Source organism: Arthrobacter sp. K5 (assembly GCF_040448525.1).
GTDB lineage: Bacteria > Actinomycetota > Actinomycetes > Actinomycetales > Micrococcaceae > Arthrobacter > Arthrobacter globiformis.
The window spans coordinates 4,681,548-4,695,703 of sequence record NZ_CP159279.1 but is presented as its reverse complement, the minus strand read 5'-3'; the positions used below and the strand labels follow the sequence as shown (position 1 = coordinate 4,695,703).

Sequence of the window (14,156 nt, the reverse complement as noted above, 5' to 3'; positions counted from 1 at the left end):
TACGCAGCGGGGCTCCGGAAGGCTCCGGATAACCCGACGTTGCGGCTTCTTTGCGCCGGATTTCCGGCGCATTTCCGGGGGTTTCGGCGTACGACCCGCGCGGTGGCGGCACCCATCAGGGGCGTGTTTAGTGGTGTCCACCCGCACCGCCAACCAAGGAGGATCCCCCATGCCGCCGCACCCGGACCGAACGAAGCGTCACACCCGCCGCCAGCTGCTGGCCTGGTCGGTTGCCCTTCCCGCCATTGCCGCGCTCACCGCGTGCAGCGTCCAGGCCACTGCAGCCGGGGAGGCAGACCCTGGCGCGCTGAAGGCCCCGCTGGCGTCCGAGGTCCCGGCCGGCACCGAACTGGTCGTGGGTGATCCGACCACGCAGGTTGCGCTGGAGTTGTCCGGCGAGATCGATAACTTCACGTTCCCCGTCAAGTTCGCCAATCTGTCTGGCGGCCCGCAGACCACCGAGGCGTTCCGCGCCAAGGCGCTCGACGTCGGCTCGGTTGCGGACATCCCGCCGATCCACGCCACATGGACGGGCCTGGAGGTGAAGATCGTCGCCAGCCAGTACCGGGCGGATGCGGTCCGCTTCCCCGTCTACGAACTCGGCATAGCCCCGCAGGCGGGCATCAGCAGCCTGGCCGACCTCCGGGGAAAGAAGATCGCCTACAGCCCGGGCCAGGCGCAGGGCGCGCTGGTCCTGCGGATCCTGGAAAAGGCGGGGCTCAAGCAGAGCGACGTCAAGCTCGTGGAGCTGCCCAGCACCGGGGACGTCTATCCCACCGCGCTGGCGGCAAAGCAGGTGGACGCCGCACCTCTGGGCGGGGTCAACATCAAGCGCTACCTGGCCAAGTACGGCGGTGAAGGTGCCAGCACCATCAGGCACGGGCTCCGGGACGATCCCGGACATCTGTACGCGCCGGTACAGGTACTGCAGGACCCGGCCAAGGCCGCCGCCCTTCGTGAATACGTACAGCGCTGGGGCGCCGCACAGCGCTGGATCCAGGACCATCCGAAGGAATGGCGCGACGGGTACTACGTCCGCAACCAGAACCTGAGCACGGAGGACGGCGACTACCTCATCAAGGCCGCCGGACGGAAAGACATCCCCACCTCGTGGACAGACGCCATCGCGCGTCACCAGCAGACCATCGATCTGCTGGCACGGGAACAGCAAAAGCCGCAGTTTGACGCCCACAGCCTGTACGACACGAGGTTTGAATCGATCGGCGGCACCTCCTTCGCAGGTGCGGCCACCTCCCCCGCACCATCCGCCCCGGCCACCGGAGCCCGGCCATGACCGCCGCGGTGCTGGTGCGGAAACTGGCGTACGGCGAACCCGGCAACAGCCAACGGGGCACCGGAGGCACGCCTCCCGGGACAGCCGACCGGCGCCCGCTGACCAGGCGGCTGGGCCCGGGACCCCGGCGCCGGTTCACCGCCCTCGCGGGCCCCGCGCTGCTTCTGGCCGCCTGGTGCCTCGCCTCCGGCACGGGCCTGCTTGACCCGCGCATCCTCTCCGAGCCCTGGACCGTCGTCGCCACCGCCAGTGAGCAGCTGGCCTCCGGAAAACTGCAGGAGCACCTGGGAATCTCTGCCCATCGTGCGGCCCTGGGGCTGTTCTTCGGCATTGTCCTCGGCGTCGTCCTTGCCCTGGCTGCCGGGCTGAGCAGAATCGGCGAGGCCCTGGTGGACGGGCCGGTACAGATCAAGAGGGCCATTCCGTCCCTGGCGCTCCTGCCCCTGCTTGTCCTGTGGTTCGGGATCGACGAGACGATGAAGGTCCTCACCATCACGCTCGGCGTATTCGTTCCCATCTACCTGCAGACCCATGCCGGACTCCGCAGCATCGAAACCAAGTATGTGGAGCTGGCACAGACAGTGCGCCTGAGCCGCCTGGCGTTCATCAAAAAGGTGGTGCTGCCGGGTGCCCTTCCTGGATTCTTCCTCGGTCTCCGGTTCGCGGTCACCGGCGCCTGGGTCTCCCTCGTCGTCGTCGAACAGATCAACTCAACCAGCGGCATTGGCTACATGATGGAGCTCGCCCGCACCTACGGCCAAACCAACATCATCGTCCTCGGCCTGGCCGTCTATGGGATCCTCGGACTCCTCTCCGACAGCGCCGTCCAACTCCTGCAACGAAAGGCACTGTCATGGCAACGAACGATGGCCGGCTGACCCCGACCGCCAAGGCCCCCACCACGACGGTCAGCGTGCGCGGCCTGATCCGCGGCTACGGACCCAAGGGCGTCCTGAACGGCGTGGACCTCGACATCGCCCCCGGTGAGTTTGTGGCGCTGCTGGGTCCGAGCGGCTGCGGCAAAAGCACCCTGCTCCGCGCACTGGCAGGGCTGGACCACGAGGTCAGCGGAAGCGGAACAGTCACCGTTCCCGCCAAAGTCTCCGTCGTCTTCCAGGACTCCAGGCTGCTCCCCTGGGACTCCGTGCTCGGGAACGTCACGCTGGGCCTGCAGGATCACGACGCCGAGGAACGCGGCCGCCGTGCGCTCGCCGAAGTGGGACTCGCCGGACGCGAACGAGCCTGGCCGCATCAGCTTTCCGGCGGTGAGCAGCAGCGTGTTGCGCTGGCCAGGTCCCTGGTCCGCGATCCCGAACTGCTGCTGGCGGACGAACCTTTCGGGGCGCTGGATGCCCTGACCCGACTCAGGATGCACAGCCTGCTCGCCGACCTTGTGGCCGCCCACCAGCCTGCGGTGCTGCTGGTCACCCACGACGTGGATGAGGCCATTGCGCTGGCGGACCGCATCGTTGTGCTGGACCACGGCAAGGTGGCGCTGGAACGGGAGGCCAGCTCCGGGACCAACCGTGCCCCGGACGACACCGGGTTCGCCAGCCTGCACGCAAGCCTGCTGGGAGCCCTGGGCGTGGACCGCCACCGGGCCCTCGCCACTGCATGAAAGCCGCCTAAAGGCCGCCCCCGAAGCCCACGCCCAGACACCTTCGAAAAGGACAGAACCATGAGCACCCCCGGACGCACGCTCCACCTGAACGCCTTCCTCATGAGCACCGGACACCATGAGGCATCCTGGCGGCTGCCGGAAAGTGATCCTGTGGCAGGAACCGATGTCCGCCACTTCCAGAACCTCGCCACGATTGCCGAACTCGGAAAATTTGATTCCGTGTTCTTCGCGGACTCCCCCGTGATCTTCGGGGATGTAGGCCGGCGGCCCGCCGGACGGCTGGAGCCCACAGTGCTCCTGACCGCCCTGGCTGCCGTGACCGAGAAGATCGGCCTGATCGCCACGGCCTCCACAACGTACAACGATCCCTACAACCTGGCTCGGCGTTTCGCCTCCGTCGACGTGGTCAGCGGCGGCCGGGCCGGCTGGAATGTGGTGACGACGGCGGGCCCTGATGCTGCCCGCAACTTCGGCATCGATGACCAGCCGTCCCACGCAGCGCGATACGAGCGGGCGGCGGAGTTCCTCGATGTTGCCGGCAAGCTGTGGGACAGCTGGGACGACGACGCCGTGATCGCGGACAAGGAGTCCGGGGTCTGGGCCGATCCCCACCGTGTCAGGCCCATCAACCATGCCGGCAAGCACTTCAGCGTGCAGGGGCCGCTGAACGTTCCGCGCTCCCCGCAGGGCTATCCGCTGCTGGTTCAGGCGGGCTCGTCCGACGATGGCAAGGACCTGGCGGCCAGGTACGCCGAGGCGGTGTTCACCGCCCAGCAGACCCTCGGGGACGCGCAGGCCTTCTACTCGGACCTGAAAGGCCGGGCTGCCGCCGCGGGGCGGGATCCCGAGGGGATCAAGATTCTCCCGGGCATCGTGCCGGTGATCGGGTCCACCGAAAGCGAGGCCCGGAAGCTGGACCAGCAACTCGAGGACCTCATCAAGCCGGAGTTTGCAAGGGCCCAGCTGGCCAAGACGCTGCGGGTGGATCCCGCCGACCTTGCCCTGGACCGCCAACTCCCGGCGGATCTCCCCAACGAGGACGAGATCGAGGGTGCGAAGAGCCGGTACACGCTGATCGTCCAGCTGGCCCGCCGGGAGAACCTCACCGTCAGGCAGCTCATCGCCCGGCTTGGCGGCGGACGGGGGCACCGGACCTTCACAGGGACGCCGGATCAGGTGGCAGATGCCATTGAGCTGTGGTTCCGTAACGGCGCTGCGGACGGCTTCAACATCATGCCCGCAGTGCTTCCGTCAGGGCTTGAGGCGTTCGTGGACCACGTGGTCCCGGTACTCCGGGCCAGGGGCCTCTTCCGCAACGAATACACGGGGAACACGCTGCGCGAGCACTACGGACTGGCCCGGCCGCTGAACCGTTACTCCGGCGCACTCGCCGCAGCGGGAGCGTCAGGCGCATAACCGTCCCGTCCACTGATGCGGCCGGTTGATCCCTGCCGTGTTTTCGGTATGGACCGGCGGGGTTGGCGGGACGATAATGCGTGCACCGCAGAGTTCACCGATTGAAGGGAAGAGCCATGAACGAGGAAGGGGCTCCGCGACTTACCGTCGTGCAGCCCGGTGAGGGACGCGAGGCATCGCTTGGCGGCATCGGGGTCGTGTTCAAGCTCTTCGGAGAGCACACAGACCAAAAGCTCTCGATCGTGGAGCACCCGTTCCCGGTCGGCGCACTGGTGCCTCCGCACATCCACACCCGCGAAGACGAATACTCGATCGTCATCGAGGGCGAGATAGGATTCCGGTCCGGTGACCGCGAGGCGGTCCTGGGTGCTGGCGGGTACATCACGAAGCCACGGAATGAACTTCACACCATGTGGAACGCGGGCAAGGTGCCTGCCCGGATGATTGAGGTGATCAGCCCGGCCGGATTTGAGCACTTCTTCTGGGGGCTTGCCAACCACATCGAAGCCGGGCTTCCGGACCCCGAGACGATCGAGAAACTCGCGGCCCACTTCGGCCTGCGCTTCGCCGAGGCGCCGTGGCTGCCGGACATCATTGCGCACTACAACCTGACTCCGCCGCGCATGTGACCAGGCCGTGGCCGTAAGCGGCCAGGGCTCGGACCACCCGGCTACAGCGGGAACTTGCCGGACATCTCAAGTGTGCCCGCGCAGGTCCACGCGGACAGACGTTCCTCGGCGGAGGGTCCGCCGTCGAGCGGGCTGGCGAGCCGGGGACGCCGGACCCAGCATCCGGCTTCCTCGGCCACAAGCGCGCCGGCGGCGAAGTCATGCTCATTCAGTCCCCGCTCGCCGAAGGCATCGACAGTGCCGTCGGCGACCATGCAGAGATCCAGGGCCGCCGAGCCGAGCCGCCGTACGTCCGCAAAGCCGTCCACGAAGCTCCCCAGCGCCGCAAACTGCTCCGCGCGCACCTCAGGGTCATAGCTGAAGCCGGTAGACAGGATCTGGCCGGTGCGGCCGGGAACGGGACCGGTGAGCTGGACCCGCTTCCCGTCCTGCTCCAGCCACGCGCCCTGTCCCCTTGAGGCGTAGTACACGCGCCCCAGCGCGGGGGCGTGGACGACGCCGGCCAGCCACACGCCGTCGGAATCGGCAACGGCCACCGAGGTGGCGTAGTAGACGATATTGCGGATGAAGTTGGTGGTGCCGTCGAGCGGGTCAATGGACCACCGAAGCCCGGTCGGTTCCTCCGGACGGGTTGTCCCGTGTTCCTCGCCGGTGATCGCATCGCCGGGACGCGCGCTGCGAATGGCCGTGCGGACGGCTTCCTCCGCGGCCACGTCGAAGGCGGTGACCCAGTCGCCGGCTTCGCCCTTGTTGGTCACCGTCTCCGAGTCCAGGGCTCCGTGGCTGCGTTCGGCGAGAACACCGGCACCGGCGGCCGCAGCCGCCTTGGCTACTGCGAGCAGCCCGTTCAGGTCCTGGGAGCCGGTCAGGTCTTGCGTCATTCGGAATCCTCCTGGTCGCGCGGATTGGCGGTTGCCTCGGGGTCGTCCGCCTCCGTCTCACTATTTTCCCCGGCAGGCGCCGGCCCGTTGGCCAGCAATTCCCGGAACCCGTCCTCGTCCAGCACCGGCAGGCCGAGCTGCTCGGCCTTGTCCAGCTTGGTTCCGGCGTTCTCCCCCGCCACGACGTAGCTGGTGTTCTTTGAGACGGAACCTGCTGCCTTGCCGCCCCGGATGAGAATGGCCTCCTTGGCTTCGTCGCGGCTGAAGCCTTCGAGGCTTCCGGTGACCACGATGGTCAGCCCTTCCAGGGTCCGGGGAACGGATTCGTCCTGCTCGTCCTCCATCCGCACGCCGTCGGCCGCCCAGGTGTCAACGATTTCGCGGTGCCAGTCCTCGGCGAACCATTCCTTCAGCGCCGCGGCGATGACCGGGCCCACGCCGTCGACGTGGGCCAGGTCCTCTTCCGAGGCCTGCCGGATGGCATCCATCGAGCCGAACGCCGTGGCGAGCGCCCTCGATGCCCGAGGCCCGACGTGCCGGATGGACAGCGCAACCAGCACACGCCACAGCGGCTGGGTTTTGGCTTTCTCCAGTTCGGCGAAGAGCTTTTCGGTGGTGGCGGTCGGCTTCGACGGCGACTTGGCCGTGCCCTTGCTGAAGAAGTACGGGACCAGTTCGAACTCACCCGTGCCCACGCCCTTGGACCGCTTCTCGCGCCGGATGCGGACCCCGGCGAGGTCCTCGCGCGTCAGCCGGAACAGGGTGGCCTCGCTGGTCAGCGGTGGGCTTTCCGGCTCGGCCGGCTGGGTCAGGGCGATGGCAGCTTCCCAGCCAAGCGCCTCAATGTCGAAGGCACCACGGCTGGCCACATGGAACACACGTTCTCGCAGCTGTGCCGGGCAGGAACGCGAGTTGGGGCAGCGGATATCCACGTCCCCCTCCTTCCCGGGGGCCAGCGGCGTGCCGCAGGAAGGGCATTCTGTGGGCATGACGAAGTCCCGGACCGGCGGATCCTGCTGGTCGCGGAGGGCAAGGACCGGCCCCACAATCTCCGGGATGACGTCCCCGGCCTTGCGCAGCACCACGATGTCGCCGATTTTCACGCCCTTGGCCTTGACCACATCCTGGTTGTGCAGCGTGGCCATTCCCACGGTGGAACCGGCCACCTTGACGGGCTCCATGATGCCGAAGGGGGTGACCCTGCCGGTGCGGCCCACGTTCACGGCGATGTCCAGCAGCTTGGTGTGGACTTCCTCCGGCGGATACTTGTAGGCCACAGCCCAGCGCGGTACGCGGGACGTATACCCGAGGGCCCGCTGGGTGGCGAAGTCGTCCACCTTGACCACGATGCCGTCGATTTCGTGGGTGAGGCTGTGCCGCTTGTCGCCGTAGCGCTTGATGAAGTCGAGAACTTCCTTGAGGCTCCCGAGGAGCTCGAAGTACGGGCTGGTGGGCAGGCCCCACTCGGCAAGCTGGCGGTAGGTGTCCGACTGGCTCACCGTTGCCAGTCCTTCACGGGCGCCGATGCCGTGGACGTACATGCGCAGCGGGCGCTTGGCGGTTTCCGCCGGGTCCTTCTGGCGCAGCGAGCCGGCCGCGGCATTGCGCGGGTTGGCCAGGGGCGCCTTGCCGGCCTCGATCAGTGCCTCGTTGAATTCGGCGAAGGCCTGGGACGGAATGAAGACTTCGCCGCGGACCTCCATTTCGGCCGGGAAGTCTCCGCCGCTCAGCTGCTGCGGGATTTCCTTGATGGTCAGCACGTTGTGCGTGATGTCCTCGCCCGTGTAGCCGTCCCCGCGGGTGGCCGCGCGGACGAGTTTGCCGTCACGGTAGAGCAGGTTGACCGCCAGGCCGTCGATCTTGAGTTCGGTGAGCCAGGTGGGGCCGGCGCTGCCGTTGCCGAGCTTGGCCACGCTGGCCTCGGCCTTCGCAACCCACGCCTCGAGTTCCCCGATGGAGAACACATCCTCCAGGCTGTACATCCGCTGGAGATGTTCGACGGCGGCAAAGGCCGCTGACACTTCCCCGCCAACCTCCTGGGTGGGCGAGTCATTGGAAACGAGCTCCGGGTGCAGCGCCTCGAGTTCTTCCAGCCGGCGAAAGAGAGTATCGAACTCGGCGTCGGAGACGAGCGGCTCGTCCTCCTGGTAGTACGCGAAGCGGTACTTCCGGACGAGGTCCGCCAGGTTCTCGTACTCATCCCGTACTGACTCGGAGGGAATGGCTTCCGGCTCAAGCTGGTCAGTTCCGGTGGCTGCAGTGTCTGTGGGGCCTGATGATGTGCTCACAGACCTATCTTGCCTTACAGCCCGGACATTTTGCCGAGGCGGCGGGCTGCCTACCAGTGACCGGGGCGGTTCCGGCTCCACAGGGCGAAGGCCAGTCCGCCCAGGCCCACCAGGAGGACGCCTCCCATGATGGCGAACAGGCCAAAGATGCCGATGCCGGAACTCTTTTCCACGGACACGACCGCAGCGGCCTGGCTGGCTGCCGGTGTGGCGATCGGTTTGGTCCAGCTGGACTCGGTCATGGTCGCGGACGACGACGGGTCCGGGCTGGAGGAGGCAGAGGTGACCGGAACGGCCGCGGGTGTTGCCACCTGAACAGGGTCGGCCGCCACTCCGCCAGTGAATGTTGGGGCGGTTAAGGGTGTGAGGGTAGGCGCGGGGGCAGGCCGGGCCGGTGCCGGGGCAACGCCCGGCGCCTTTGGCTGCACAGGGGCAGGTGCAGGTGCCGGAGCAGGTGCCGGCGCCTTTTGCGCCGGCGGCGGCGCCGGAGCGGGCGTCGGGACGGGAGCCGCCGTCGTCGGAGTCGGTGAACCGGACGACGGCGGGGCGACCGGTACCGGCGATTCAGAGCACTGTTGCTCCGGCAGGCAGGCTGCCCGGGCCGCGCCGGCTGCGCCGGCCACCACCGTCAATGCCAGCATGGCGGCGGTAATTCCGGGCAGCAGCGCGCCGCGCAGACGAGTGATTCGAATCATGGAAGTACCTTTGCAGCCGCGCAGGACTCCCCGCGCCGAGTTTTGTCCCGGGTATCTTCCTACAGTCCCGCGCGGCGCGCCAAATTGACTACTGCCGGTTTTCCGGCGGCAGCGCGATCTGGAGCTTGCGCACCTTGCCCCTGCCAACGATGTAGCCGCGTCCCGGAATGAAGTCGGTGCCGACCTGTCCCAGTGAGGTATTGAGGAGGCTGTCGCCGTCGATATCGCCCGGATTGATCAGCAGTCCCCGCCTGCCCGACTTGAACGGTTGCGCCAGCGACCACGCCGATGACCAGGTGGAGGTTTCGGATTCCCCTACCACCCACTGGTCGGCCTTGATGGACGCCGCCACGAGCCTTTCGATGCCGGACTCGGCCAGGGTGTCCGTGAACTCCGTGAGTCCCTCGATGAATATGGCCACCCTGCCCGGGTTGGCCGAGGCGTGGTCCGTGAGCGCTTCCACCGCCTCTTCGACGTCGTCGGCCCCCACCAGCGAGCGGTCCCAGACCGGCAGGGAGGCCACGGCGGACTTCCTGGCGGCAAGGTAAACCAGTTCGGTGCCGGGGTTGGACCGGCGCAGCGCGTACGCCATGGTCACCAGGGCCACGGTGCGGCCGGCGCCGGGCGGGCCGGCGAGCAGCAGCGGGCCCTTGGCCATGAGCGTGGCGGGCTGCAGTGTTTCATCGTCCACACCGATGACGGGAAGGTCCGGCAGCCCGGCAGGCAGGATGTCCAGGTCGATCTGCTCGGGCAGCCGCTCAATCCGCGGAGCCCTTTCCACGCCCTGGCGGAGCATGGCCTCGCTGAGTTTGTGCACTTCACGCGCCTGCAGGGCCAGGTTGGAGTTGCCGCCCAGGACGGCGAGCTGCACCTCGTGGCCGCCAAGCAGCCCGCGGCCGGGAGGCGAGGCCTGGCCGAGGACGTCCTTCGGCACGTCCATGGTCAGGTAGTCGTCCTCGGCGGACAGCCGGAGCACCAGCCGCCGCTGGATGGAGGCGAGCAACGACGCCGGGACCGAGTTGGGGCGGTCGCCGGTGACGACGAGGTGGATGCCCAGGGGACGGCCGTCAGTCGCCAGCTGCAGGAAGATGTCCCAGAGGCCGGAAAGCTTGCTGTATTCGTAGGCCTCTCGGAAGGCCGACATGCCGTCGACCAGCACGAAGATGCGCTTTTCATCGGGCATGCCGGCGAGCGTGCGGTACTCCCCGATGGTGGAGGCACGCACCTCGGCGAAACGGCTCGCCCGGTCCTCGGCGAGGTCGCGGATCCAGCGCAGCAGCCTGCCCACGCGCTCCACATCGTCGCCGTCGATGATCCCGCCCACGTGCGGGAGCTCCTCGAGCATTTTCAGCCCGGCGGAGCCGCAGTCGATCCCGTAAACGTGGACGGGACCGCCGCGGGGCGTGACGGCGGCCGCGATGGCGATCCCCCGCAACGCCGCGGACTTGCCCGAGCCGCCCGTGCCGTAGATGGCCATGTTGCCGTCTTTGTCCGGCTCGTAGAAGACAGTGGGCTGGTCCTGGTGGGCGGGGTCGTCCGCAACTCCCAGCAGGAGCCGTTCATCCGTGCGCGGGTTGGGCAGCAGGGAGAAGTCGTACGTCGTTGCCAGCTGGTTCAGCCACGGCTTCCGCGGCGGCTCGATGGCCAGCAGGTCCGCGGCGGCGATGACGTTGGCGGTCATCCTGGCGATGTCGTTCGGCCCGGCGGGTTCATCCTGCCCGGCGGTGTCGGGGGCCGGTGTTTCCCACGCGGGACCCGATCCGAAGGCCATCTCCACGATGTCGATCTGCGGGCGCTGCGGGCGTTCGGTGGTCCAGCCGCCGGCGTACCCGGTCTGGAAACCCTGGATGCGGCCCGGGCCGGTTTTCGCCGCGCCGCGCCCGGGAATAGAGGGGTCGAAGTAGGCGGCGTCCGGAACGCCAAGGATGTCCGTGGCGTCGTCCTCATCGGCCATGCGCAACGCCACCCGAAGGTTGGTGTTGGCACGCAGGCTTTCCTTGATGACGCCGGCGGGCCGCTGGGTGGCGAGAATCAGGTGCAGCCCCAGGGACCGGCCGCGGGCGGCAACGTCAACCACGCCGTCCACGAACTCGGGCACCTCGGTGGCCAGGGCAGCGAATTCATCCACCACGATGACCAGGTAGGGCGGGGCCTCGGGGTCGGCCTCGCGCTGCAGCGCGAGCAGGTCCTTGGCCTTTTTCCTGTTGAGCAGGTGTTCCCGGTAGTGGAGCTCGGCCCGCAGCGACGTGAGGGCGCGGCGCACCAGGTGCGGCGAGAGGTCGGTGACCAGGCCCACGGTGTGCGGAAGGCGGACGCAGTCGGCAAACGCGGCGCCGCCCTTGTAGTCCACGAACAGGAAGCTGACACGGTCCGGGCTGTAGGCAGTGGCCATGCCCATCACCCAGGACTGCAGGAACTCGGACTTTCCGGCGCCGGTGGTGCCGCCTACCAGCGCGTGCGGGCCCTCGTTTTTGAGGTCCAGGTGCAGGGGCTCCACGCCCTTGGACCCCACGAGGGCACGCAGCGAGCCGTTGTCCTTGCGGTTGGCAACGGCGGTGGAACGGACGGAGTTGTTCTCCTGCCAGCGTTCGGCCACGGCCTGCGGGTTGTCGAGGAAGTCCTTGCCCACCAGCGCCGCATAGGACACGGCCCGCGGCAGGTTCGAGTCGTCCTCCACGGGCTTGCCGGCGTCGACCACGGGCGAGAGCATGCGGGCCAGCTGGCCGGCGAGTTCGGCGTCGAGGCTTTCGCAGCTCACCGGGTAGGTGTGGCGTCCCAGCCGGACCTGGCCGGTGGTGGTGCCGTGCTCGCCGTCCACCGCCATGAAGTCGCGGCAGGCCGCCGGAAGGGATTCGACGCCGGCAGCCACCCACAGCACGTGGACACCTGCATCGGGTCCGCGCTCCACGAGCCGGGTCAGCCGGCCGCGGTCCACCGGCGCGTCATCCTCGACGATGACCAGCACCGAGGGCAGCACCGAGGGCAGCACCGGCGGCGGAACGTCCGCGGTTTCTTCGACGATGCCGGGCCGCTGCGCCGGACCCTGCGCTGGGCCCTGCGAACGCATGGTGGCTTCCCGGACTTCCACGAGGTCCTCGATCCGGGCGAGCAGGCTGGTGCCGCCTGCCGAACCGGCAGCAAGGTGGTCGCCGCCGAGCGGACTGTGGCTCGAGCCGACGTGCGGCAGCCACTGCAGCCAGTTCCAGCGTTCCCTGGACCGTGCCGAGGTGATGGCGGCCACGGCTACTTCCGCGGGCGAATGCAGGCCCACGAGCTGGAGCACCACTCCCCGTGCCACGTCATCGACGAGTCCGCGCGGCCCGGCGAGGCCGAACGAGCCGGCGGACCGCAACTGGGAGACCACCGGCACGCCTTCGATGTGCCGGAACTGGTCCAGGCAGTCCTCGATCTCGCGCCGGTACTCCGTCTCGGTTTCCGAAGTGTTGGGTTCCTCGAACGGGATCCGGGACGGCACCGTGCCGAGCCCGAACCGGAGTGCCAGGAACCCGGAGTGTTCCGGCCGGTGGGTCCAGAGCAGGGGGCCAAGCTTATAGATGGAGTCAACGGTGTCACTGACGGACGGCGCTTCCTGGAGCCGGACGGCCCGCTCCACGCGCTGCAGCTCGGTGGTGTCCTGCCGGAAGGCTGCCATGGCCTCCCTGAACTGCTTCAGCTGCTCCTTGCGTTCGCGCTTGTTTTGCAGCTTCTGGTCCACATAGTGGCCCACGATGAACAGCGGCATCATCAGCATGAACAGCATGGACAGCAGGCTTTGGGTCACAGCGAACAGCACCGCGCCCATCATCAGCGGCGCGATCAGCATGATGTACGGGAAGGGGTGGTGGTCCTGCCGTTTTGGCCCCGCGGGCGGCACCCGCTTTGACGGGTTGAACCGGGGAACCACGCGCGGGGAACGGTTGAAGTCCACCAGGGGCGACGTCGGAGCTGCCGCACCGCTGCGCGCCAGCGGCACCACGGTCAGCCCGGTGTCGCCCAGCGTGACGGTGTCGGAGGAATTCAGGGTGGCCCGGGTGACCGGCAGCCCGTCCATCTGGAGGCCGTTGGCGGAGTTTGTGTCGACGATCTCGATGCTCTCCCCCACGGTGATGCGGGCGTGCCGCTTCGACGTCAGGGGGTCGGTGAGCCGGACGTCCACGTTCCGGTCCCGTCCGATGTAGCTGGTGCCGGAGGGCAGCGAAAACTCCCGGCCGACGTCGGGCCCGGAGACGATCCGGAGCGTCGCCGCGGCGGGGCCGCGGTCGGCGGCCGGGCCGGCGTCGTTCGGGTTGCCGAACTGGTCGCTCACCTGGGTGAGCGAGACGACGGACCCGGGCCGCAGCCCGGATTCGAGGAGGTTGTCCGCCCGGTCGAGGACGATGCCGCGCATGCCACCGGCCACGAATGCCTCGTCGATCCGGAGTGAGAGGTTCGGCGGTGCGGTCTCCTGCCGCCGGGCGGGGTCGGCGGTCCACAGCTCGGTGGCGATGTCCGCGACGGTGGCGCGCCCGTCCACGGTGACGGCCAGGTCCTTGGCCTCCGCAGGGTCCCGGCGCAGGGTCAGTCGGATCCTCATGCTTCGCCGTCCCCGCGCATCTTTTCCAGGAGGTGGAGGTCGTCGGCGGTGACCAGGTGCGAGGTGACCGCGTGCTCCACAAGGCGTGCACGGCGGTTGGTGGCCAGCTTGCCGCCGCCTCCGCGAAGGCCGGCCACGCCGGCCCGGTCCAGTTTGTCGCACACGTTGTCCAGCTTCCGGTTGAACCGGGTGATGGCCCAGCCCAGGGTCCGGGCCGCCTCTGCCGACGACGGAATGGCGCTGAATCCGGTGCCTTCGCGCCGGAGCATGGGCTCGGCGAGCGCCACGATGAGTGCTTTCTGGGAGTCCGTGAAGACCACCGGGCCGATGGTGGTGTCCCCGCTGCTGGCTTCGCTGCTGGTCTCCTGCCGGAACGACGGCGTTTTCAGGTGGACGGCGAATTCGTAGGTGGTGGGTCCGGCGGTGAAGATGACGCTGGTGTGGCTGAAGACGAGCGGCAGCCGGGCGCCGGGTGAGAGCCAGGCCTGCATGCCGCCGGATCCGTCGGCCACCGTGGCGGAGAGCCGGCTGCCCACGTTGCTGAGCCACCAGATGCCGTCGTACCTGGCAATCTGGAGGAAGCGCCGGTGCAGGTACGGGTTGTCGTCCACCTCGAGGTCGCCTTCGCGGCCGATGCTGAAGATGTCCTCATCGGTCGGTTCGTACCACTCGCCGCAGAAATCTATGGCCAGGTCTCCCATGGTTTCCCGTCTTGTCGTTGGGTCTGTTGATGCCGGGCGGCAGTTGATGCTTCTCACG

The 14,156-nt window shown here is 68.2% G+C and carries 10 protein-coding genes; 5 read left to right on the top strand and 5 right to left on the bottom strand.

Annotated features, from left to right (window positions below):
* Positions 1-169: 169 nt before the first annotated feature.
* The 5 genes from ABRP34_RS21310 (at position 170) to ABRP34_RS21290 (ending at position 4,960) form a co-directional block, all read left to right on the top strand.
* A complete protein-coding gene (locus tag ABRP34_RS21310; protein WP_353711695.1) occupies positions 170-1,294 on the top strand; it encodes an ABC transporter substrate-binding protein in 1,125 nt (374 codons plus the stop codon).
* On the top strand, positions 1,291-2,172 hold the full coding sequence (locus ABRP34_RS21305) for an ABC transporter permease (protein ID WP_353711694.1): 882 nt from the start codon (positions 1,291-1,293) through the stop codon (positions 2,170-2,172). Before ABRP34_RS21310 ends, ABRP34_RS21305 begins: the two co-directional genes overlap by 4 nt.
* Positions 2,148-2,912 carry an ABC transporter ATP-binding protein gene (locus ABRP34_RS21300; protein WP_353711693.1) on the top strand — a complete coding sequence of 255 codons (765 nt, stop codon included), beginning with the start codon at positions 2,148-2,150 and terminating at the stop codon, positions 2,910-2,912. The genes ABRP34_RS21305 and ABRP34_RS21300 overlap by 25 nt, the downstream gene beginning before the upstream one ends.
* Before the next feature lie 60 nt (positions 2,913-2,972).
* The gene (locus tag ABRP34_RS21295) at positions 2,973-4,331 is read left to right on the top strand and encodes an LLM class flavin-dependent oxidoreductase (protein WP_353711692.1); all 1,359 of its coding nucleotides are present in this window, start codon (positions 2,973-2,975) and stop codon (positions 4,329-4,331) included.
* Positions 4,332-4,447: 116 nt separating this feature from the next.
* Complete coding sequence (locus ABRP34_RS21290; protein WP_353711691.1) at positions 4,448-4,960, top strand: cupin domain-containing protein; 513 nt, start codon at positions 4,448-4,450, stop codon at positions 4,958-4,960.
* A gap of 41 nt (positions 4,961-5,001) precedes the next feature.
* Here ABRP34_RS21290 and ABRP34_RS21285 read toward each other — a convergent pair whose 3' ends face one another.
* The 5 genes from ABRP34_RS21285 to ABRP34_RS21265 form a co-directional block, all read right to left on the bottom strand.
* Positions 5,002-5,841 (bottom strand): inositol monophosphatase family protein, encoded by an 840-nt coding sequence (locus ABRP34_RS21285; RefSeq protein ID WP_353711690.1) that lies wholly within the window; start codon positions 5,839-5,841, stop codon positions 5,002-5,004.
* On the bottom strand, positions 5,838-8,063 hold the full coding sequence (gene ligA, locus ABRP34_RS21280) for an NAD-dependent DNA ligase LigA (protein ID WP_353713436.1): 2,226 nt from the start codon (positions 8,061-8,063) through the stop codon (positions 5,838-5,840). The genes ABRP34_RS21285 and ligA overlap by 4 nt, the downstream gene beginning before the upstream one ends.
* A 116-nt stretch (positions 8,064-8,179) precedes the next feature.
* Entirely contained in the window at positions 8,180-8,824 is a 645-nt protein-coding gene (locus ABRP34_RS21275) for a hypothetical protein (protein WP_353711689.1), read from the bottom strand.
* An 88-nt stretch (positions 8,825-8,912) separates the two neighbouring features.
* Entirely contained in the window at positions 8,913-13,397 is a 4,485-nt protein-coding gene (locus tag ABRP34_RS21270; protein WP_353711688.1) for an FtsK/SpoIIIE domain-containing protein, read from the bottom strand.
* Positions 13,394-14,098: a hypothetical protein gene (locus tag ABRP34_RS21265; protein ID WP_003802002.1), complete on the bottom strand. Its 705-nt coding sequence runs from the start codon at positions 14,096-14,098 to the stop codon at positions 13,394-13,396. Before ABRP34_RS21265 ends, ABRP34_RS21270 begins: the two co-directional genes overlap by 4 nt.
* Positions 14,099-14,156 lie beyond the last annotated feature (58 nt).

Excerpts from the sequence above, each read along its gene's own strand:
- ABRP34_RS21300 (WP_353711693.1), top strand. The coding sequence starts at position 2,148 with ATGGCAACGAACGATGGCCGGCTGACCCCGACCGCCAAGGCCCCCACC.
- ABRP34_RS21310 (WP_353711695.1), top strand. The coding sequence starts at position 170 with ATGCCGCCGCACCCGGACCGAACGAAGCGTCACACCCGCCGCCAGCTG.
- ABRP34_RS21305 (WP_353711694.1), top strand. The coding sequence starts at position 1,291 with ATGACCGCCGCGGTGCTGGTGCGGAAACTGGCGTACGGCGAACCCGGC.
- ABRP34_RS21295 (WP_353711692.1), top strand. The coding sequence starts at position 2,973 with ATGAGCACCCCCGGACGCACGCTCCACCTGAACGCCTTCCTCATGAGC.
- ABRP34_RS21270 (WP_353711688.1), bottom strand. The coding sequence starts at position 13,397 with ATGAGGATCCGACTGACCCTGCGCCGGGACCCTGCGGAGGCCAAGGAC.
- ABRP34_RS21275 (WP_353711689.1), bottom strand. The coding sequence starts at position 8,824 with ATGATTCGAATCACTCGTCTGCGCGGCGCGCTGCTGCCCGGAATTACC.
- ABRP34_RS21290 (WP_353711691.1), top strand. The coding sequence starts at position 4,448 with ATGAACGAGGAAGGGGCTCCGCGACTTACCGTCGTGCAGCCCGGTGAG.
- ABRP34_RS21265 (WP_003802002.1), bottom strand. The coding sequence starts at position 14,098 with ATGGGAGACCTGGCCATAGATTTCTGCGGCGAGTGGTACGAACCGACC.
- ABRP34_RS21285 (WP_353711690.1), bottom strand. The coding sequence starts at position 5,841 with ATGACGCAAGACCTGACCGGCTCCCAGGACCTGAACGGGCTGCTCGCA.